Consider the following 18,768-nt stretch of genomic DNA (forward strand, 5'->3'; position numbering starts at 1 on the left):
AAAAAATGCTGAACGCAGAAAGAGTTAACCCAGACGGGAGACTCAGGCAGTTTTACGTGCCAGCATTGTGGCAAAGCGCAGTTTAATTCGATTACCGTTTTCATCCGTACGATGAAGTTCGCCCACGTCTTCGTTATATTTCAGCAGATCCCACCCGTTGTAATAGTTGCGTAATTCTCCGGCTTTAAATGCGAACGGAAAACCAACGGTGCACGGGAAATCATCGGTATCCATCGCCGCAACGATTAAGTTATATCCACCCGGTTTCGTGCAACGTTGCATATTTTCAATAAGGCCAGGGATAGTTTTGGCTTCAAGGAACATCAGCACAACGGTAGACAGAATAAAATCATATTCGCCATCAAAGCGTAATGCGTTGAGGTCCGCAACATTCGCCTGCAGATTAGTCAGCCCTTCAGCGGCTTTGATCCTTTCAAGATTAGCGATGCTCATGGGGTTTTTATCCCATGCTGTCACGTCATAACCGTTTGCCGCAAGGTACAGGCTGTTACGACCGTTACCGCAGCCCAGATCCAACGTTTTGCCCGGTTTTACAATTTTTGCCGCTTCAACGACATCGGAATGTGTACGGGTTAAATCGTATTTCTCAGTAAAGTAGTTTTCGTCGCAAAGGGTCATTATTTATCCTCAGATTTCAGTAATGCAGTACGCTCCGTGCGGATGAGCAGTTTTCCCTGCATCAGCAATGCAAACGTACGTACCAGTAATAATGCAATGATAAAATTGGTAAAAATAAACAGTGGGATCGACAGCGTATGAAAAAATCCCGAATCGCTTCCGTGCCCCAGGTGCAGCCCTGTTGTCGCCAAAGCCGACACGCCAAACGAGAAGCTCCAGAAAGACGCATTAAATGGCTGTGACAAATACCACGGCATAAGGCGTAGCATGAACAGAAGTTGCAGCAAACCATAGCCGAACAGCATTTTAGCTAACGTATCGCCCTCGCCGCCGTTGACGCTAAGCCAGGCGCTGCAGGCGACCAGCGCAGGCGCCAGTTGAATGCCAAGTGAGGTTCGTAAAACCGCAGGCAGCTCGCCGCAGCTACGTAAACGTTGCAGAATCACTGGCTCCAGGCTGAGCCAGGAAAATACCCCTGCGCCCAAAAACACCAATCCTGCATCATTGAAACCAAGCGCTCCACAGGCCATTGCGCTGATAAAGTTATTGGCGACGGTTGGCAGATACAGACCCGGCGTGGTGGCTTCCTCTGGATGCGCACCGCGCCATAACCCTGCCGTTTGCCAGGCCGCGTATGCCAGCTGTATCACCACCCCAATGCTGAACAATCCAATTGCCAGCGGTCGATACCATGGGACAAAACCAATCGCTACCAACATCGTGGTGGCCGGAAACAGACTGACAAAGCTACTCATCACCGGGTGACGAATTTCCGCCAATACGCTATGTGGAAAACGCAGTAAACGGCTCAGAAAGGCCAGCGTCAGCAGCCCCCAAATGACCATGGCGAGAATCACTAAACCGTCGCCAATCCGGTGGCTCACTGGCCACACCTGACTGGCATAACGCCACGCGAATCCCATCCCGATGATGCCCAGTACCATGCCAAAATAACCGGCCGGAAGATTGAGGACCCGCTCACTCTGTTTGCTCTTACTCATTTTGTTTATTTTTTAAAGTATATTTGAAATGCATTTTATGGAATTTCCGCTGATTTAGCCAGTGCGGAAAACTTTGCTACGTTTAACTAAGGTGCGCCACACGGAAATGAGCTATGACCAAATATCGTCTGGGCGATGAGCCTCGTTCCTTTAGTTACCAGGATAATGGCAATAAAAAAAGCGTATTACTACGCCAAATCATTGCGCTCACTGATTTTAGTGATGTCCAGGCCGGTACACCGGGCGGCTGGATTGATGACGAATGCGTATTGTCGCAAAGCGGCGACTGCTGGATTTACGATGAAAACGCGCTCGCGTTTGCCGGGGCGACGATTACAGGAAACGCCCGCATTACCCAGTCAAGCGTAGTCAGAGATGGCGCGCAGATTAGCGATGCCGTGTGGATTGACCGGGCTGAAATCAGCCATAACGCGCAAATACGTGACAACGTCACCATTCAGGATTCGGTGGTTCGCGGTGAGTGCCTTCTCTTCGGTGATGCGCGCGTTATGTGTGGCTCTGAAATCATCGCCGCCAGGGGGCTAACCCGTGAACGCGACCAGCTTCTGCAAATTTACGAACGGGCCACCGTCAGTCATTCTCGGGTGGTTCATCAGGCGCAGATCTATGGCGATGCGCAAATCAACTATGCGTTTATCGAACATCGGGCGGAAGTTTTTGAGTTCGCCCAAGTGGAAGGTAATGAAGAGAACAATGTCTGGATTTGCGATTGTGCCAAAGTCTACGGCCATGCGCGCGTCGTCGCCGGAACCGGAGAAGACGCTATTCCTACCCTGCGCTACAGCTCACAGGTGGCGGAGCACGCGGTGGTTGAAGGTAACTGCGTGCTGAAACACCATGTGCTGGTCGGCGGTCACGCGCATTTACGCGGTGGGCCGCTCCAGCTTGATGGTCATATCCTGATTGAAGGTCACGCCTGCGTGCAGGGCGAAGTGCTGATCGAGCATCATATTGAAATAACCGACCAGGCGCACATTGAAGCGTTTGATGGCGATGCTATTCATCTGCGCGGGCCGAAGGTGATCAACGGTGAGCAGCGCATTACGCGCACGCCTATCGCAGGCTTATTCTGAGGGAGCATCAATGATACGAGCGTAGAGATTCACATCATGGTAATCGCCATTGAGGAACTCCGCTTGACGTAAACATCCTTCCAGTTGGAAGCCATTGCGCAATGCCACCTGGTTGCTCTCAACGTTCTCCACACGACATTTAATCACAAAGCGGCGGATCTCCTGACGCTGTGCAAAATGATGAATCAATGCCTGTAACGCCAGGGTCATGATGCCTTTTCCCTGCTGCTCCTTATCCAGCCAGTAGCCAATATAAGCCGCTTTGTTCAGCGGTTCTATCTGGTTAAACGAGATGACGCCCACCACAGTTTGTTGCGCAAAAATAAGGAACATTTTGGCGTAACCGCGCTGGTGCAGCATCATATTGCCCTGCACGTTCTTGCGGGTGTCTTCCTCAGAGGCAACAAACTGCGGCCAGTTTAGCGACTGCTGGAGCCAGGTTTTATTTTTAAGCACCAACTGATGCAGAGGTGTGACGTGTTGCTCTTCTACGGCACGCAGTTCTAACGTGTCATTGATGGTAATCACTTCTGACATTTTCATTCCGTTATGCTGGTTAATCTCATTAAATAAAAACAGGAAGGGCTTCCCTTTTGGAAGCCCTTTTACACAGCAAGTGCCGTTTTGCTTAGCTCTCGCTGACACTCTCTTTTTGCAATATTTTGAGCAGATCTTCCTTCAGGTGGAGTTTCTGTTTCTTAAGGCGAACAATGTCCAAACTATACCCCCGACCATCCGAACCTTCCAGTCTGGAGATCTCATGATCAAGGCTGTTGTGTTTTTCGAATAAGGACAGAAAGCGAGGGTTCTCGGTTTTCAGTCGGGAAATAAGGTCTCTGTATTCTGGAAACATACTTTCTCCCTGTTAGTGGACAATAATGTGTATAAGAAATACACACCCACAGAGTACCCATTTGGCATACAGAAAAATGCGAACAGGATCGAGTAAATAGTGTACAGAGTCGTTATGAGGAGGATTGCAGGTACGGCTCCCCATCTGGAGAGCCGTAAAGGAAGTGATTAACGCATCTCGCGGTCGTCAACGTACTGACGTTTATCCGGCGCTGGCGGGAAGTACTGATACAGCCAGGTTTCGCTGATGGCGTCGCCCTGACAACGCAGGAACATACGCATATCTACCGGATCGGTTGAGTCAGAGGTCGGATACCAGTCAAACTGAATGCGATAACCGTCGATAGGTTCCACGTAGAGGATCTCAATCTGTTTCGCTTCACCGCTGGAGAGCGTAATTACCGGTTCAATACCCTTCGGCGCAGCCGCTTTCAGGTCGCCGCCGACGAAATCAACGGCAAAACGACGCGCCCATTTTTCCGGGTAGTGCTCGCCCGGCGCCCATCCTTCCGGGAAACCGCCCATGCCAGTCCGGGTCGCCATCACGCGAGCCAACGGCGAACGCACCGGCGGCTGAGCGCTCCAGTACAGGCGATATTTGAATTCCAGCTCATCGCCGGCTTTGATCTTCTTATCCGGCTGCCAGAAGCAGACGACGTTATCCAGCGTTTCACCGGTCGTTGGGATCTCCATCAGGCCGATGGTCCCTTTGCCCCACTGGTTACGCGGTTCGACCCACAGGCTTGGACGTTTGTTATACCAGCCCATAATGTCCTGGTAATGGGAGAAGTCGCGATCGAGCTGCAGCAAGCCAAACCCTTTCGGGTTGTTATCGGTATAGGCGTTGAACTGCAGTTTTTGCGGGTTATTCAGCGGGCGGCAGATCCACTCGCCATTGCCCCGCCACATCGCCAGACGATCGGAGTCATGAATTTGCGGGTGAATAGTGTCGCACATCCGACGTTCATTATTGCCGCAGCTGAACATGCTGGTCATCGGCGCAATGCCGAGCTGCTTGATGTCTTTACGCGCGTAAATATGGTTTTGTACATCCATGATCACCTGCGTTTTCTCGCAGTGGATCACAAACTTGAATGCGCCCGTTACGCTAGGGCTGTCGAGAAGCGCATACACGGTAAAGGAGGTTGCGCCCGGTTTAACCGTTTCGAACCAGAAAGAGGTGAAATCAGGAAACTCTTCTTTGCTGTCGGTGTAGGTATCTACCGCCAGACCGCGGGCCGATAAACCGTACTGGTAGGTGTCATCCACGGCGCGGAAATAACTGGCGCCCAGGAAAGAAACGACATCGCGGCGAGCCAGTTCTGGCGCTTTAAACACGCGGAATCCGGCGAATCCGAGGTCAGTCTGCCCTTCCAGCTGTTTGGTATCCACACCCGCATCGTTGTATTTAAACAGTTCCGGACGGAAGTGAATTTCACGCGCCATATGCGTACTGCCATCAACCGAGAACATGCGTACACGGCGACGGAAGCCCATTCCCACATGGAAGAACTGTGCATCAAGCTGACGATTTTCAACGTTGTTCCACAGAGACTGCTCTGCGTCATATTGAATGCTGTTGTAGGCCTGCGGCGTCAGTTTCGCCAGCGTGTCCGGTAACGCGCGCGGTGCGCCGCCCCAGGGCTTCTGTGCTAAGTCATGGGCCATCGATTGCAGAACGGAAAAATCAAAACGTACGGTTTTTCCGTCTGCAATGTCAGACTCTGCCGCAAAGGCGGCGCGGGAAAAGAGTGATGCAATACCACTGGTTCCGCACACGGCGGCCATTGCCATTGAACCTTTAATAAATCGTCTGCGATTCATGCCTGAAAGTGAGTCCTTCTGGTCGTGTAAATGGTCCCGCGCCGGTCAAAATCAGCGGCAAGAGAGTGCACATTTCTGACCGCTCACTCTAGACAAAATTCATTAATAATCCAATTGTTGGTCGCCGATTATCTGTACAAAATCGAAAATATTTTATGTCGATGGGAACAGACCGAATCCCATGTAAATTCCATTAAAGTAAACCACACCGACGTTTACTTCGATCTTGCGCCTCCTGATACAGCGCGAACTCATCATAAACCGCGCACCCCAATGCCTGTTCAAACGCGTCGCGGCTGGAATTCCCGTGGCTGCGAGCCTGAGTTTCATTCCCCAGATTAGACTGGAAAATTCCCGCGGCGCTCACCGGTAAAAAATCTTCGTAGGTGATGGGTTGCGCAACCAGCCAGCCCCGTTCAATGAGCGGCTGCGGGTCGTCATCCGGGCGAATCGCCTGCCGATGCGCTTCGCCTGATGGCGTCAGACGATAGCGGAACCAGGCGAGTCCCTGCTGGCGCAGCAGGAATTCGCTGTCCGGGAAGGCTTTGAACACCTCCTGAAGATGTAGCTGGTGTGTCAGGTTGTCTTTTCCCGTTCCCGCGTTATTCAGCAACTCGTCGTACAACGCTCTGCCTTTCGGCGTCAGGGCCACGCCGCGCTGTTCGATCTCGCCAAAACGCGCCGTGTGAGTGCCGCGCATTTCTCCGGCAAACAACACCGGTTCTTCCAGCGCTTTGAAACTGGTCTGACGTAATAAAATCGGCACCTCGCGGCGCGGCGGCCCTTCAATCAATATTTTCGGCTCAATGCCGCATTCCGGCATCATTGACTGTACCCGGTCAATATCCAGCGTACGCGGCGTCAGGTGGTTGATATGACAACCGGGGAAACACACCACATCGGCAATCAGCCGGTGTTCGTTGTGTAATGCGTGATAGGTCGCTTCATCGACCGTGGCATGCTGATGCCAGCGAAAAGTTTCCAGCGCCTCATGCACAAACTCCTGCGCCTGCTCAGGCGTAAAACTGCCCTGCGCATCAAACTCATCCAACAGTGCATGACAACGCCGGGTGAAAATGTCTCGTTTTGCGAGGATCTCCGCGGCCTTCTGCCGCAGCGCGGCGTTTTCGATTAATTCGAGTCGTAATAACGAGGTGAATACCCGAAACGGGTTGCGCGAAAGCGACGCATCGTCGATGGGACGAAAAGCGGTGGAATGTACAGGCACGCCGGCCTGGGAGAGATCGTAATAACTCACCGGATACATGCCCATAATGGCAAACATCCGGCGCAGCGTAGAAAGTTCTTGCGCAGTACCCACCCGAATAGCGCCGTGGCGCTCAACGTTGAGTCGGGCCAGCTCATCTGCATTAGCCAGTTTTTCATGCAGCGTGGGATTATTTTCCAATACCGCCAGATTCACATCAGCGACAAGTTCCAGCAACGTGCCATATTGCGGGACTTCCTGCTGGTACATTGCTGACATTGCCTGCGAAAATTGTTCCCGAATCTCATCTGCCGTGATGGTGTTCGCCATAATGTCATGTCTCCAGTGAATATTACCTGGAGTGTAGAAAACACCGCTGACTCCGGTGGGAAGAATTTACAAAGTGTGACCCCGCGTAAACTTCCCACCTATACAGACGGCGAACAAAACCTACTGGCGTGGTTTTAAATGACTTTCCAGCCAGGGCAGCATCTGTTTTTTACGGCTGAGCATACCTTCAACTTTGCAGGGCTGCGGGATGTCTGCGAGCTCAGAACCGGCGAACCACAGGCTGGTGTCGCCCAGATTAATATCGGTGAGCATCAGTACCACCAGCGCAGCATTCTTTTCCTCTGCATAGCGCGCCATTTCCAGACGAAGATCGGCCAGCACGGCATCCACCTGTTGCAGCGCATACAGTTCAAGCTGCGCCACACAGACCGAATGTCCATGGATGGTGAAAGTTTTAATGTCTTTGTGCAGAAGTTCGCGGGCGCTCATCCCATCCACGCTGGTTTTGGCAGACAGCAGGTCGCGACTAAAAGCGTCAAGGTCCACACCGGTTTTTTGGGCCAGCTCATCCACGGCCAGGCGATCGTCGGAGGTGGTCGTTGGCGAACGAAGCGTGACAGTGTCACTAAGCGCGGCGCCCAGCAGTAAAACGGCCTCAGCGGCAGACAGCTGGTTACGCTCATCTTCCGTCATCAGTTGCCATAACAGCGTCGCGCTGCTGCCGACGGGCTTCACCCACACTTCTGGCGGCAGGCGAGTCACTAATCCACCGAGTCGGTGATGATCGATAATTCCCACCACGTTACTTTCTGCCAGCGATTCCGGCCCCTGGGCCGGCTCGGTAAAATCGACCAGCCAGACATCACTATCGGTCAGTTCGAACGTCAGCCGTTCAGGCATTTCCAGCCCCGCATGCTCAAAAATAAATTGCGTTTCGCGGTTCGGTTCGCCCAGACGCCATGCCGTCGCCTGTTGGCCACGTAAAGTAAGCCAACGCGCCGTCATGGCAGCAGTACAAATGGCATCGCTGTCGGGGTTAAGGTGCCCTATTACATGTATCATTAATCAGTGCCTTGTGAAGAGAATGGTTCAAAAGCAAACAATAACTACAGTATATCGACCTGGCCCATTCCCTTCCATGATCCCATCCCCCAGCAATGCTGTACAAAACATAAGCAAAATAAATTAGTTGTAAGTAAAACATGATAAATGTTAATAATATTTTGCTATCAGGTTATCAAAAACGAACAACTTCACTTGTCACCGATACGGCTCTGTTTTTAACATCGCTTATGGAAAAAAATGTTCTGTTCAATCAGCGCATTCGCTTGCGCCACCTTCATACTTTTGTCGCCGTTGCACAGCAGGGAACGTTGGGGCGCGCGGCTGAGACCCTTAACCTGAGCCAACCGGCCCTCTCCAAAACGCTAAATGAACTGGAGCAACTGACCGGTACCCGGCTCTTTGAGCGTGGCCGCCTCGGCGCACAGTTAACGCTGCCCGGAGAGCAGTTTCTTACCCACGCAGTAAGAGTGCTGGATGCGCTTAACACCGCCGGGCAAGCGTTAAACCAGCGTGAAGAGTCGCAGACTGATGTCGTACGGGTTGGCGCCTTACCCACCGCAGCACTGGGCATTCTGCCGGCGGTCATTGGTCCGTTTCATAAGCAGCAAATGGAAACCACGCTGCAGGTTGCCACCATGAGTAATCCCATGATCCTGGCGGGTTTAAAGTCAGGGGAAATTGACCTCGGCATTGGCCGTATGGCCGATCCGGAATTGATGGTCGGTCTGAACTACGAATTATTGTTTCTGGAATCGCTCAAACTGGTTGTCCGCCCTAACCACCCGTTGTTGCAAGAAACCATTACGCTGAGCCGGGTCATGGAGTGGCCGGTGGTGGTTTCACCAAAAGGAACCGCGCCTCGCCAGCACGCAGAGGCATTGTTGCAAAGTCAGGGCTGTAAAATGCCGCCTGGCTGTATTGAAACGCTGTCAGCATCGCTCTCCCGCCAACTGACGGTTGATTACGACTATGTATGGTTTGTCCCTTCAGGCGCGGTTAGAGAAGATTTACGCCAGGCGACGCTGGTGTCATTACCGATTCCCACCCACGGTGCGGGTGAACCCATCGGGATTCTTACCCGGGTCGATGTGCAACTCTCTCAGGCCGCGCAGATCCTTATCGCCGCAATACGTAAAACCGTACCGTTTTGATGCCAAAAATAAAGGGACCATCTGGTCCCTTTATTTATTGTTAAAACGTTTCCCAGTTATCGCCGCTGGCCGTTGCCGCCTGCGGACGAGAATGATCTGCAGTAGTGGTCACCGGAGCGCGTTTAATTGCGCTTGTCCCGGTTAACCGGAATGTGCCAACGGCTTGTGTTAAGCGTGCCGCCTGCTCTTCAAGAGAGGCTGCCGCAGCCGATGCTTCTTCAACCAGCGAGGCATTTTGCTGCGTAACCTTATCCATTTCTGATATCGCCTGGCTCACCTGTACGATACCCCGGCTCTGCTCATCAGAGGCTGCCGCAATTTCCAGCATAATGTCGGTGACGCGTTTTACTGCATCGACAATATCCGTCATCGTATTGCCCGCCGCGACGACTTCTCCGGAGCCCTGGTCAATCAGTCGGACCGATTCGCTGATCAATCCTTCAATCTCTTTTGCCGCCTGAGCGCTGCGGCTTGCCAGCGTACGTACTTCACTGGCAACGACGGCAAACCCGCGCCCCTGCTCTCCTGCCCGCGCCGCTTCGACCGCTGCGTTCAGCGCCAGAATATTGGTCTGGAAAGCAATGCTGTTAATCACGGCGGTGATTTCGGATATTTTCTTCGAACTCGTTGAGATATTGCCCATGGTTTTCACCACACCAGAGACCATCTGACCACCCCGGCTGGCCTTGCCGGAAGCATCTTCCGCCAGCTTGCTCGCATGATGCGCGTTGTCGGCGTTTTGCTTCACCGTGGCCGTCAGCTCTTCCATGCTGGCCGCCGTTTGTTCAATCGCCGCGGCCTGTTGTTCGGTACGTGAAGACAGATCAGTGTTCCCTGCCGAAATCTCACTGGTACCGCGATAAATTTCTTCCGCCCCCTGACGTACAGTGCCCACCGTTTTCCCAAGCGATCGTTGCATTGTCTGCAGATGGCGGCTCAGGCGACCAATTTCGCTGCGCCCGGTCGGTTCCTCCTGCATGGTCAAATCCCCTGCGGAAATTTGCTCAATACGCAGGGCTGCGCGCAACAGAGGATGAATGACGGTACGACGCAGAACAATGAACGTCATTACGGTCAGCGCCAGCGCAAGAACGAATGCACCCAGCATAAAAGCCATGCCGAGCTGTGTACGTTGGTGCGCCTGTTCGCTTAACTGGTTCGCCCTTGCGGTACGAATGTCGATCGCTTTTAACAACACCTTGTTGTAAGCAGAGTCCAGCGGTCTGGCCTGTTCATTTTCATGGTTGATGATCGCTTCAAACATACCGTTTTTAGCGTACTTCAACATAGGCTGTAAGCCGTCGGTATAGGCTTTGAAGCTGGCGCTCAGTTCAGCATCTAACGCTTCATCGGCAGAGGTTTTTACCGCGCGTGACATATAAGCATTGAAACCGTCCTGCGACTGCTTAATCCGTTTTTCTGCCTCGGCAATATTGGCCTTCATGTCATCCATTTCGGCAATACGGCTCGCCGCGCCGGCGTGGATCATGTTGATACGTGCGGTGCGTAAATGGTTAGAGCTGTTAGATAACCCCATCCTGACCTGAATCTCATCGGTCACGTCGCGCTGATCGCGATCGGCCTGCATAAGAAAATAGCTTGCCAGTCCGGAACTTAAGGCGAACAGCAGAAGGATGCCACCGAGAATGGAGGAAAACAGCGGAACCAGCCGGATTTGATGCAGAAAGCCCAGTTTATTCTGGGCTTGCATCGATGTAGTGTTGTCCATGACCGTCGACTCTCTTGTAGGGTTTATGCGTGAAAACACGCCCGTTAGATAGTCATCGGCAATCCGGGAAGTTTACTTACCGTGAAAAGCGCCGGATTCGTCACACTTTCACAACATAATTCTAAAAAATTCAGGAAAGTGCCAGCGGTGAAATCCGCTGGCCAATGAATCAGTTATCGCCAAAGTGGATAACGGTACGGATGGACTTACCCTGATGCATTAACTCAAACGCTTCGTTAATCTGCTCCAGCGGTAAACGGTGGGTAATAAAGGGATCCAACTGAATTTTCCCGCTCATAGCTTCTTCAACCATGCCTGGGAGCTGGGTACGGCCTTTCACGCCGCCAAACGCAGAACCGCGCCAGACGCGCCCGGTTACCAACTGGAACGGACGCGTTTTGATCTCTTGCCCTGCTCCCGCCACGCCAATGATGATGCTTTCGCCCCATCCTTTATGGCAGCATTCCAGCGCCGCGCGCATCACGTTAACGTTACCGATGCATTCAAAGCTAAAGTCCACGCCGCCGTCGGTAAGATCGACAATCACATCCTGAATCGGTTTGTCGTAATCCTTCGGGTTGATGAAATCGGTCGCGCCCATTTCACCTGCCAGCTTAAATTTTTCCGGATTGGTATCAACGGCCAGAATACGCCCGGCTTTCGCCTGCACCGCGCCCTGAATGACCGCCAGACCAATACCGCCCAGACCGAATACGGCTACGGTATCGCCTTCTTTCACTTTTGCGGTGTTATGGACCGCTCCAATACCGGTGGTCACGCCACAACCCAGCAGACACACTTTGTCCAGCGGAGCCTGCGGGTTAACCTTCGCCAGAGAGATCTCCGCGCAAACGGTGTATTCGCTGAAGGTACTGGTGCCCATATAGTGATAAATCGGCTCACCGTTGTACGAGAAGCGCGTTGTGCCATCCGGCATCAAACCTTTGCCCTGGGTCGCGCGTACGGCCTGACACAGGTTAGTTTTACCCGATTTACAGAACTTACACTCGCCACATTCAGCGGTGTACAGCGGGATCACATGATCGCCCGGTTTCAGGCTGGTGACGCCTTCTCCCACTTCAACCACAATACCGCCACCTTCGTGGCCAAGTACCGCCGGGAACACACCTTCCGGATCGTCGCCGGAGAGCGTGAAAGCGTCAGTATGACACACGCCGGTGTGGGTAATTTTAACCAGCACTTCACCTTTCTTTGGTGGTGCGACGTCGATTTCGACAATTTTTAACGGTTGGCCGGGGCCGAATGCAACTGCTGCACGTGATTTCATTTGTCTCTTCCCATTATTGCGAGGTGATGGTGTTATTTTAGATAAGCACGCAGAAGATGGCCGATTTCAGCCATACGCACGGCACGCTGGTCTGGCGTCGTTTCCCCGCTGACCAGTTCGTCTTTCAGGTGGATCTCAACCATTTCGCCCATCAGGCCATTGGATGCGCCGCGCACGGCGGCAATTTGCTGCAGGATAGCCAGGCACGGTTCGCCGGACTCCAGCGCGCGCTCAAGCGCATCAACCTGACCGCGAATACGGCGTACACGGGTGAGAATGCGCTTTTTATCTTCAGGTGAATGCGGCATACGCCCTCCTAATACTATAGGGGGGTATACTATCAGATTTGTTATTTAGCTGTAAAATATATGATTTATTAAATATCAATGAGTTAGTTTAAACGTTTAGTAACCCTCTTCCACTCTCCAGTTTTGTCATAAGTGGATTCGAAGGCATTTGATATTGTCAGGTCCTGAATACACCATTCATCGAACGTATCGGCAACCAACCTGACATGATCAATTTTTTACTAATCTATATTCCAGGCTAACAGCACTAATACTCTCTCACGTCAATAACCACTAAAAGTTAATGGTTTATAAAACAATTTAACCTTACAATAACCATCCTTTTTCATGTCTTAAGTTTAAGCAGGAGAAAAAATGGAGCTCAGCCGGAGGCAGTTCTTTCGAATCTGTGCGGGCGGTATGGCAGGAACAACTGTTGCATCTCTCGGATTCTTATCATCTTTTTCCGTTCACGCGGAAACCCGTCAATATAAACTCTTAAAAGCAAAAGAGACGCGTAATAACTGTACGTACTGCTCAGTAGGCTGCGGCATGCTGATGTACAGCCTTGGCGATACAGCCAAAAACGTCAAAGAAAGTATCTACCATATTGAGGGCGATCCGGATCATCCGGTGAGCCGTGGATCGTTGTGCCCGAAAGGCGCTGGTGTGCTGGATTATATTCATAGTGAAACGCGTCTGCAGTATCCCGAATATCGCGCACCGGGTTCGGATAAATGGCAACGTATTAGTTGGGACGATGCGATTAACCGTATTGCCCGACTCATGAAAGATGACCGCGATGCCAACTTTATTGAGAAAAACGCCCAGGGCGTTACCGTCAACCGCTGGCCCACTACAGGCATGCTATGTTCTTCAGCGGCAAGCAATGAAACCGGGATCCTCGACGGTAAATTTACTCGGGGATTAGGGATGGTCGCTATCGACTGTCAGGCACGATTATGTCATGGCCCCACCGTTGCTGCTCTTGCACCAACTTTTGGGCGTGGCGCAATGACCAACAACTGGGTCGATATCAAAAACGCCAACGTAGTGCTTATTATGGGTGGCAATGCCGCTGAGGCGCACCCGGTAGGTTTTAAATGGGTGGTCGAAGCGCAAACTAAAAACGACGCCACCGTGGTGGTGGTCGACCCGCGCTTTAACCGTAGCGCCGCAGTCGCTGATTTGTACGCACCAATTCGCGCTGGTTCCGACACCGCATTCCTGCTAGGCGTGATCCGCTATCTGCTGAAAAACGACCGAGTACAGCACGACTATGTTCGTCATTACACTAACGCCAGTCTGATTATCCGTGATGACTATCAGTTCCATGACGGCTTGTTTAGCGGCTACGACGATAAGAAACGTCAATATGATAAGTCGAGCTGGTTTTATCAGCTTGATGAGCAGGGTTACGCCCTGCGTGATGACTCGCTAAACCACCCACTTTGCGTGTTGAATCTGTTGAAAGCCCATGTCGAACGCTATACGCCCGAAATGGTTAACCGCTTGTGTGGGACCTCATTGGCAGACTTCAATCGTATCTGCGAAATTCTCGCCAGCACCAGTGTGCCTGACCGCACTGCAACTATCCTTTACGCTTTGGGTTGGACTCACCACTCCGCCGGAGCGCAAATTATTCGCGCCGCCGGTATGCTCCAATTACTGCTGGGCAACATAGGCATGGCGGGCGGTGGCGTTAACGCCCTACGTGGCCACTCCAATATTCAGGGCTATACCGATCTTGGCCTGTTATCGACGAACCTGCCGGGTTATATGCCGCTACCATCGGAAAAACAGCCAGACTACCAGACCTATATTTCTCAAATCACGCCGCCTGCGCTAGGCGTGAATGAGGTCAACTACTGGCAAAATACGCCGAAGTTCTTTGTTAGCATGATGAAAAGTTTCTGGGGCGATCGCGCAACCGCGAAAAATAACTGGGGTTACGACTGGCTGCCTAAATGGGATCGCCTGTATGACGTAATGACTCAGGCCGAATTGATGCTTGAAGGGAAAATTAATGGTTACATCGTTCAGGGATTTAATCCGCTGGCGGCGTTTCCCGATAAAAACAAATCATCCCGCTCGCTTTCAAAACTGAAATATATGGTGGTTATCGATCCCCTGGTCACTGAGTCTTCCAATTTTTGGCAGAATCATGGCGAAATGAATGATGTGAAACCGGCAGATATTCAGACCGAAGTTTTCCGTCTGCCCTCTTCCTGCTTTGCTGAGGAAAACGGCTCAATTGCTAACTCCGGGCGTTGGTTACAGTGGCACTGGGCGGCAGCAGAACCACCTGGGGAAGCCTTACATGACGGGAAGATCCTTGGCCGCCTGTTTATGCGGCTGCGCGAGCTATATCAGCAAGAAGGCGGCGCGAATCCACAGCCCTTGTTGAATATTGCCTGGAATTATAAAGATCCCTACGACCCGCACCCGGAAGAGATTGCGCGTGAAGCAAATGGCCAGGCACTTGAAGACCTTTATGATGACAAAGGCCAGCTTATTGCCAAAAAAGGCCAGCAGCTCAGCAGTTTTGCACAGCTGCGCGATGACGGTTCGACCAGCAGTTTCTGCTGGGTTTACTGCGGAAGCTGGACAGAGCAGGGTAACCAGATGGCCAATCGCGACAACAGCGATCCGTATGGTCTGGGCTGCACACCGGGCTGGGCGTGGTCCTGGCCTGCCAACCGCCGTATTCTCTACAACCGCGCTTCGGCCGATCCATCAGGAAAACCATGGGATCCAAAACGCGCCCTGCTGCACTGGGATGGCAAAAAATGGGCCGGTATGGACGTAGCCGACTACGGCCAGGCCGCACCGGGCAGCAACGTTGGTCCGTTTATCATGAACCCGGAAGGCGTAGCGCGTCTGTTCTCCATCGACAAAATGAACGACGGGCCATTCCCGGAACATTACGAACCCATTGAGTCGCCTATTGGTACCAACCCGCTACACCCGGATGTTGTATCCAGCCCGGTTGCACGTATTTACCATGACGATATCGCCAATATGGGTAAAGCGGATGCCTTCCCGTACGTCGCCACAACTTACTCTATTACCGAACTGTTCCGCCACTGGACCAAACATGCACTGCTCAACGCCATCGCTCAACCCGATCAATTCATCGAAATCGGTGAGGCGCTAGCGAGCGAAAAAGGCATTGCGGCAGGTGATACAGTGAAAGTGACGTCGAAACGCGGCTTTATCAAAGCAAAGGCGGTAGTCACTAAACGTCTACAAACGCTGATGATAGATGGTAAGCAGGTCGATACTATCGGTATCCCTTGTCACTGGGGCTTTGAAGGTGCTACGCGCAAAGGGTTCCTCGCTAATACCTTAACGCCATCGGTGGGTGATGCCAACTCGCAAACACCGGAATATAAAGCGTTTCTGGTCAACATCGAGCGAGCGTAAGGAAGGGAACTCATGACAATGCAATCACAAGATATTATTAAACGCTCGGCGACGAACAGTATCACGCCACCGCCCCAGGCGCGGGATTACCGTGCTGAAGTGGCGAAACTGATTGATGTCACCACCTGTATTGGCTGTAAAGGCTGTCAGGTGGCCTGCTCAGAGTGGAACGATATTCGCGATGAAGTAGGCTACTGCAACGGCGTCTACGACAATCCGACCGATCTCAGTGCTAAGTCCTGGACGGTAATGCGCTTTAGCGAAACCACCCAGAACGACAAGCTGGAATGGCTTATCCGCAAAGACGGCTGCATGCACTGTGCCGACCCGGGATGCCTGAAAGCCTGTCCATCCGCCGGAGCAATCATTCAGTACGCCAACGGGATTGTCGACTTTCAGTCAGAGCACTGCATTGGCTGCGGCTACTGCATTGCTGGCTGCCCGTTCAATATTCCACGGCTTAATCCTGAAGATAACCGGGTCTACAAATGTACGCTGTGCGTCGACCGGGTCAGCGTAGGTCAGGAACCTGCCTGTGTGAAAACCTGTCCGACCGGCGCCATCCAGTTTGGGACTAAAAAAGAGATGCTGAACGCGGCGGATACTCGCGTTATGCAGCTGAAAAAACGCGGCTATGCCAATGCGGGCGTCTACAACCCGCAAGGGGTCGGCGGCACTCACGTGATGTATGTGCTTCATCACGCGGACCAGCCGTCGCTGTACCACAACCTACCGGACGATCCAACGATCGCCGCGCCGGTGAATCTGTGGAAGGGGATCCTAAAACCGCTCTCCGCCGCTGGATTTATCGCCACCTTTGCCGGGTTGATTTACCACTACGTGGGCGTCGGGCCAAACAAAGAGACGGATGATGATGAAGAGGAGAACGGTCATGAGTAAACGCAAAATGATTCTGCGCACCAAATTCATCGACCGGGCCTGTCACTGGACGGTGGTGATAAGCTTCTTCCTTGTGTCGCTTTCCGGTATTGCGCTGTTCTTCCCGACGCTGCAATGGCTCACCGAAACCTTCGGTACGCCGCAAATGGGGCGAATTTTACATCCGTTTTTCGGGGTGATGATTTTCGTCGTGCTGATGTTTATGTTCGTCCGTTTCGTACATCACAATATTCCCGATAAACAGGATCTCCCCTGGATTAAAGGGATCGTTGAGGTACTTAAAGGCAATGAGCACAAAGTTGCTGATGTTGGAAAGTATAACGCAGGTCAGAAAATGATGTTCTGGAGTATCATGAGCCTGATTCTGGTATTGCTGGTTACCGGCGTTATTATCTGGCGGCCCTACTTTGCCCATTACTTCTCAATTACCATAGTTCGCTGGAGTTTGTTAATCCATGCGACAGCAGCAATTGTGCTAATCCACGCCATACTGATTCATATGTACATGGCGTTCTGGGTGAAAGGTTCAATTAAAGGCATGATCGAAGGGAAAGTGAGTCGACGTTGGGCGAAGAAACACCATCCTCGCTGGTATCGAGAGGTTGAACTTAATGAAAAAGAAACGCAGGAATTAGGGCCTAAATAAAATCAATAAGACCGCTATTATTTAGCGGTCTTATTCTCTTAATTGCCCAATGATATGCTACGGCGCTGCGTGACCTGAGTATGGAGCTGATAACAAACCCTACCCCACGCGCAATAAATCACTGTATCTCGTGGTATAACGCGGCGAAAGCATATCCCGCTTCATCGCCCACGGTTGCTGTATACCTTGCCCGGCAAAATAGAGCGTTCCTTTACCTTTTTCAGCATTAAGCGTATCCAGTACGTCCATCAGTTTATCGCTGTTACGCCGCGGCGCGTTGTCATCAAAAAGATTAAGCTGCGCAACGCCAGAGCTAAAAAAGTCTCCCAGCATGACCCCGGCTTTTTGATAACGCCGCCCCTCTCGCCATATTGCGTCCAGGCTGCGCGTGGCGGCAGCAATAATTTCCCGACTGTCCTGAGTTGGCGTCAGCAGTTTTATCGACGCGCTGTTACCGTAATAAGGTTCATTCAGGGCAAACGGACTGGTTTTGATAAACGCAGAGATAAACCGGCAATACTGGTGTTCTCTGCGCAGCTTTTCCGCCGCTCGTGAAGCATAAGTGCAAATTGCCTCTCTCATGGCGTTGTACTCGGTAAGTTTTTCACCGAACGATCTTGAGCAGATAATTTCCTGTTTAACCGGCGCAAACTCTTCCAGCGCCAGACAAGACTCACCGCGTAATTCCCGTACGGTGCGCTCGAGCACGACGTTGAAATGTTTGCGAATAAAGCGAATGTCGGTATCCGCCAGATCGAGGACCGTTTTAATGCCCATGGCGTCCAGTTTCTTACTGATACGGCGTCCAACACCCCAGACTTCATCAACCGGGAGTGCAGCCATCAGCTTACGCTGACGTTCAATATTGGAGAGATCCACGACTCCGCCGGTTTGTTCCTGCCACTTTTTGGCAGCATGGTTTGCCAGTTTGGCCAGCGTTTTGGTCTGGGCGATGCCGACCCCAACCGTGAGACGTGTTTTCTGTAAAATGGTTGCTCTGATTTCCCGACCAAAATCCGTAAGATCCCGACAGTTTCGCACGCCCGTTAAGTCACAAAAGGCTTCATCAATACTGTATATCTCCACGCGTGGAGACAACTCCTCCAGAATCGACATCACCCTGCTGCTCATATCCGCATACAGCTCGTAGTTCGAGCTAAAGCAGAACACGCCGTAGCGCCTGAACAGATCTTTCTGTTTGAAGTACGGAGCGCCCATATTAACGCCAAGAACCTTCGCTTCCGCGCTGCTGGCAATGACGCAACCATCGTTATTTGAAAGAACGACAACGGGTTTGCCCTTCAGATCGGGTCGGAATGCCGACTCACAGCTGGCATAAAATGAATTAACATCCACCAGAGCAAACAT

At 52.0% G+C, this 18,768-nt stretch carries 16 protein-coding genes; 5 read left to right on the plus strand and 11 right to left on the minus strand.

What is annotated here, in order from left to right; all coding sequences use genetic code 11:
- Positions 1-42: 42 nt before the first annotated feature.
- Both tehB and tehA read right to left on the minus strand, forming a co-directional pair.
- Positions 43-639, minus strand: a complete 597-nt coding sequence (gene tehB / locus OGV94_RS11375; RefSeq protein ID WP_043016244.1) for a tellurite resistance methyltransferase TehB — start codon at positions 637-639, stop codon at positions 43-45.
- Entirely contained in the window at positions 639-1,640 is a 1,002-nt protein-coding gene (gene tehA / locus OGV94_RS11380; protein ID WP_043016243.1) for a dicarboxylate transporter/tellurite-resistance protein TehA, read from the minus strand. Before tehA ends, tehB begins: the two co-directional genes overlap by 1 nt.
- A 113-nt stretch (positions 1,641-1,753) precedes the next feature.
- On the opposite strand from tehA, the gene ydcK reads away from it, so the two are divergent.
- A complete protein-coding gene (ydcK, locus tag OGV94_RS11385) occupies positions 1,754-2,734 on the plus strand; it encodes a YdcK family protein (protein ID WP_181633749.1) in 981 nt (326 codons plus the stop codon).
- Here ydcK and rimL read toward each other — a convergent pair.
- The 5 genes from rimL to OGV94_RS11410 all read right to left on the minus strand — a co-directional run bounded on the left by rimL (position 2,726) and on the right by OGV94_RS11410 (position 7,970).
- The gene (gene rimL / locus OGV94_RS11390; protein WP_181633750.1) at positions 2,726-3,271 is read right to left on the minus strand and encodes a 50S ribosomal protein L7/L12-serine acetyltransferase; all 546 of its coding nucleotides are present in this window, start codon (positions 3,269-3,271) and stop codon (positions 2,726-2,728) included. The genes ydcK and rimL overlap by 9 nt on opposite strands.
- 91 nt (positions 3,272-3,362) lie before the next feature.
- Positions 3,363-3,587, minus strand: a complete 225-nt coding sequence (locus tag OGV94_RS11395; protein WP_043016240.1) for an HP1242/YdcH family protein — start codon at positions 3,585-3,587, stop codon at positions 3,363-3,365.
- Positions 3,588-3,754: 167 nt separating this feature from the next.
- Positions 3,755-5,410 carry a glucan biosynthesis protein D gene (locus tag OGV94_RS11400; protein WP_047411098.1) on the minus strand — a complete coding sequence of 552 codons (1,656 nt, stop codon included), beginning with the start codon at positions 5,408-5,410 and terminating at the stop codon, positions 3,755-3,757.
- Positions 5,411-5,603: 193 nt separating this feature from the next.
- Positions 5,604-6,947 (minus strand): 2-oxoadipate dioxygenase/decarboxylase HglS, encoded by a 1,344-nt coding sequence (hglS, locus tag OGV94_RS11405; RefSeq protein ID WP_043016238.1) that lies wholly within the window; start codon positions 6,945-6,947, stop codon positions 5,604-5,606.
- Positions 6,948-7,067: 120 nt separating this feature from the next.
- Positions 7,068-7,970, minus strand: a complete 903-nt coding sequence (locus OGV94_RS11410; protein WP_043016237.1) for a manganese-dependent inorganic pyrophosphatase — start codon at positions 7,968-7,970, stop codon at positions 7,068-7,070.
- A gap of 230 nt (positions 7,971-8,200) precedes the next feature.
- Between OGV94_RS11410 and pcaQ the strand changes: the two genes are divergently transcribed.
- A complete protein-coding gene (gene pcaQ / locus OGV94_RS11415; RefSeq protein WP_043017902.1) occupies positions 8,201-9,124 on the plus strand; it encodes a pca operon transcription factor PcaQ in 924 nt (307 codons plus the stop codon).
- 40 nt (positions 9,125-9,164) lie between these two features.
- Here pcaQ and OGV94_RS11420 read toward each other — a convergent pair whose 3' ends face one another.
- The 3 genes from OGV94_RS11420 to OGV94_RS11430 all read right to left on the minus strand — a co-directional run bounded on the left by OGV94_RS11420 (position 9,165) and on the right by OGV94_RS11430 (position 12,449).
- Entirely contained in the window at positions 9,165-10,853 is a 1,689-nt protein-coding gene (locus tag OGV94_RS11420; protein ID WP_043016236.1) for a methyl-accepting chemotaxis protein, read from the minus strand.
- 169 nt (positions 10,854-11,022) lie between these two features.
- Positions 11,023-12,141: an S-(hydroxymethyl)glutathione dehydrogenase/class III alcohol dehydrogenase gene (locus OGV94_RS11425; RefSeq protein WP_286523365.1), complete on the minus strand. Its 1,119-nt coding sequence runs from the start codon at positions 12,139-12,141 to the stop codon at positions 11,023-11,025.
- Between the two features lie 32 nt (positions 12,142-12,173).
- Positions 12,174-12,449, minus strand: a complete 276-nt coding sequence (locus OGV94_RS11430) for a metal/formaldehyde-sensitive transcriptional repressor (protein WP_003833178.1) — start codon at positions 12,447-12,449, stop codon at positions 12,174-12,176.
- A 354-nt stretch (positions 12,450-12,803) separates the two neighbouring features.
- Here OGV94_RS11430 and fdnG point away from each other — a divergent pair, with 354 nt between their 5' ends.
- The 3 genes from fdnG to fdnI are packed head-to-tail and all read left to right on the plus strand — an operon-like array spanning position 12,804 to position 17,400.
- The gene (gene fdnG, locus OGV94_RS11435) at positions 12,804-15,854 is read left to right on the plus strand and encodes a formate dehydrogenase-N subunit alpha (RefSeq protein ID WP_072033335.1); all 3,051 of its coding nucleotides are present in this window, start codon (positions 12,804-12,806) and stop codon (positions 15,852-15,854) included.
- Between the two features lie 12 nt (positions 15,855-15,866).
- Positions 15,867-16,754, plus strand: coding sequence for a formate dehydrogenase subunit beta (fdxH, locus tag OGV94_RS11440; protein ID WP_043016234.1), 888 nt, complete (start codon positions 15,867-15,869; stop codon positions 16,752-16,754).
- Positions 16,747-17,400: a formate dehydrogenase-N subunit gamma gene (gene fdnI, locus OGV94_RS11445; protein WP_043016233.1), complete on the plus strand. Its 654-nt coding sequence runs from the start codon at positions 16,747-16,749 to the stop codon at positions 17,398-17,400. Before fdxH ends, fdnI begins: the two co-directional genes overlap by 8 nt.
- 99 nt (positions 17,401-17,499) lie before the next feature.
- Here the strand turns inward: fdnI and OGV94_RS11450 are convergent, their stop codons facing one another.
- Positions 17,500-18,768, minus strand: coding sequence for a Y-family DNA polymerase (locus tag OGV94_RS11450; RefSeq protein ID WP_100194355.1), 1,269 nt, complete (start codon positions 18,766-18,768; stop codon positions 17,500-17,502).

The sequence above is a fragment of the Citrobacter sp. Ce006 genome (assembly GCF_030336535.1).
GTDB lineage: Bacteria > Pseudomonadota > Gammaproteobacteria > Enterobacterales > Enterobacteriaceae > Citrobacter > Citrobacter europaeus.

Bases quoted from the DNA above. Each gene is read 5' to 3' on its own strand.
- OGV94_RS11410 (WP_043016237.1), bottom strand. From the start codon at position 7,970: ATGATACATGTAATAGGGCACCTTAACCCCGACAGCGATGCCATTTGT.
- fdnI (WP_043016233.1), top strand. From the start codon at position 16,747: ATGAGTAAACGCAAAATGATTCTGCGCACCAAATTCATCGACCGGGCC.
- pcaQ (WP_043017902.1), top strand. From the start codon at position 8,201: ATGGAAAAAAATGTTCTGTTCAATCAGCGCATTCGCTTGCGCCACCTT.
- OGV94_RS11425 (WP_286523365.1), bottom strand. From the start codon at position 12,141: ATGAAATCACGTGCAGCAGTTGCATTCGGCCCCGGCCAACCGTTAAAA.
- OGV94_RS11420 (WP_043016236.1), bottom strand. From the start codon at position 10,853: ATGGACAACACTACATCGATGCAAGCCCAGAATAAACTGGGCTTTCTG.
- OGV94_RS11450 (WP_100194355.1), bottom strand. From the start codon at position 18,768: ATGTTTGCTCTGGTGGATGTTAATTCATTTTATGCCAGCTGTGAGTCG.
- hglS (WP_043016238.1), bottom strand. From the start codon at position 6,947: ATGGCGAACACCATCACGGCAGATGAGATTCGGGAACAATTTTCGCAG.
- OGV94_RS11430 (WP_003833178.1), bottom strand. From the start codon at position 12,449: ATGCCGCATTCACCTGAAGATAAAAAGCGCATTCTCACCCGTGTACGC.
- tehA (WP_043016243.1), bottom strand. From the start codon at position 1,640: ATGAGTAAGAGCAAACAGAGTGAGCGGGTCCTCAATCTTCCGGCCGGT.
- rimL (WP_181633750.1), bottom strand. From the start codon at position 3,271: ATGTCAGAAGTGATTACCATCAATGACACGTTAGAACTGCGTGCCGTA.
- tehB (WP_043016244.1), bottom strand. From the start codon at position 639: ATGACCCTTTGCGACGAAAACTACTTTACTGAGAAATACGATTTAACC.
- fdnG (WP_072033335.1), top strand. From the start codon at position 12,804: ATGGAGCTCAGCCGGAGGCAGTTCTTTCGAATCTGTGCGGGCGGTATG.
- fdxH (WP_043016234.1), top strand. From the start codon at position 15,867: ATGACAATGCAATCACAAGATATTATTAAACGCTCGGCGACGAACAGT.
- OGV94_RS11395 (WP_043016240.1), bottom strand. From the start codon at position 3,587: ATGTTTCCAGAATACAGAGACCTTATTTCCCGACTGAAAACCGAGAAC.
- ydcK (WP_181633749.1), top strand. From the start codon at position 1,754: ATGACCAAATATCGTCTGGGCGATGAGCCTCGTTCCTTTAGTTACCAG.
- OGV94_RS11400 (WP_047411098.1), bottom strand. From the start codon at position 5,410: ATGAATCGCAGACGATTTATTAAAGGTTCAATGGCAATGGCCGCCGTG.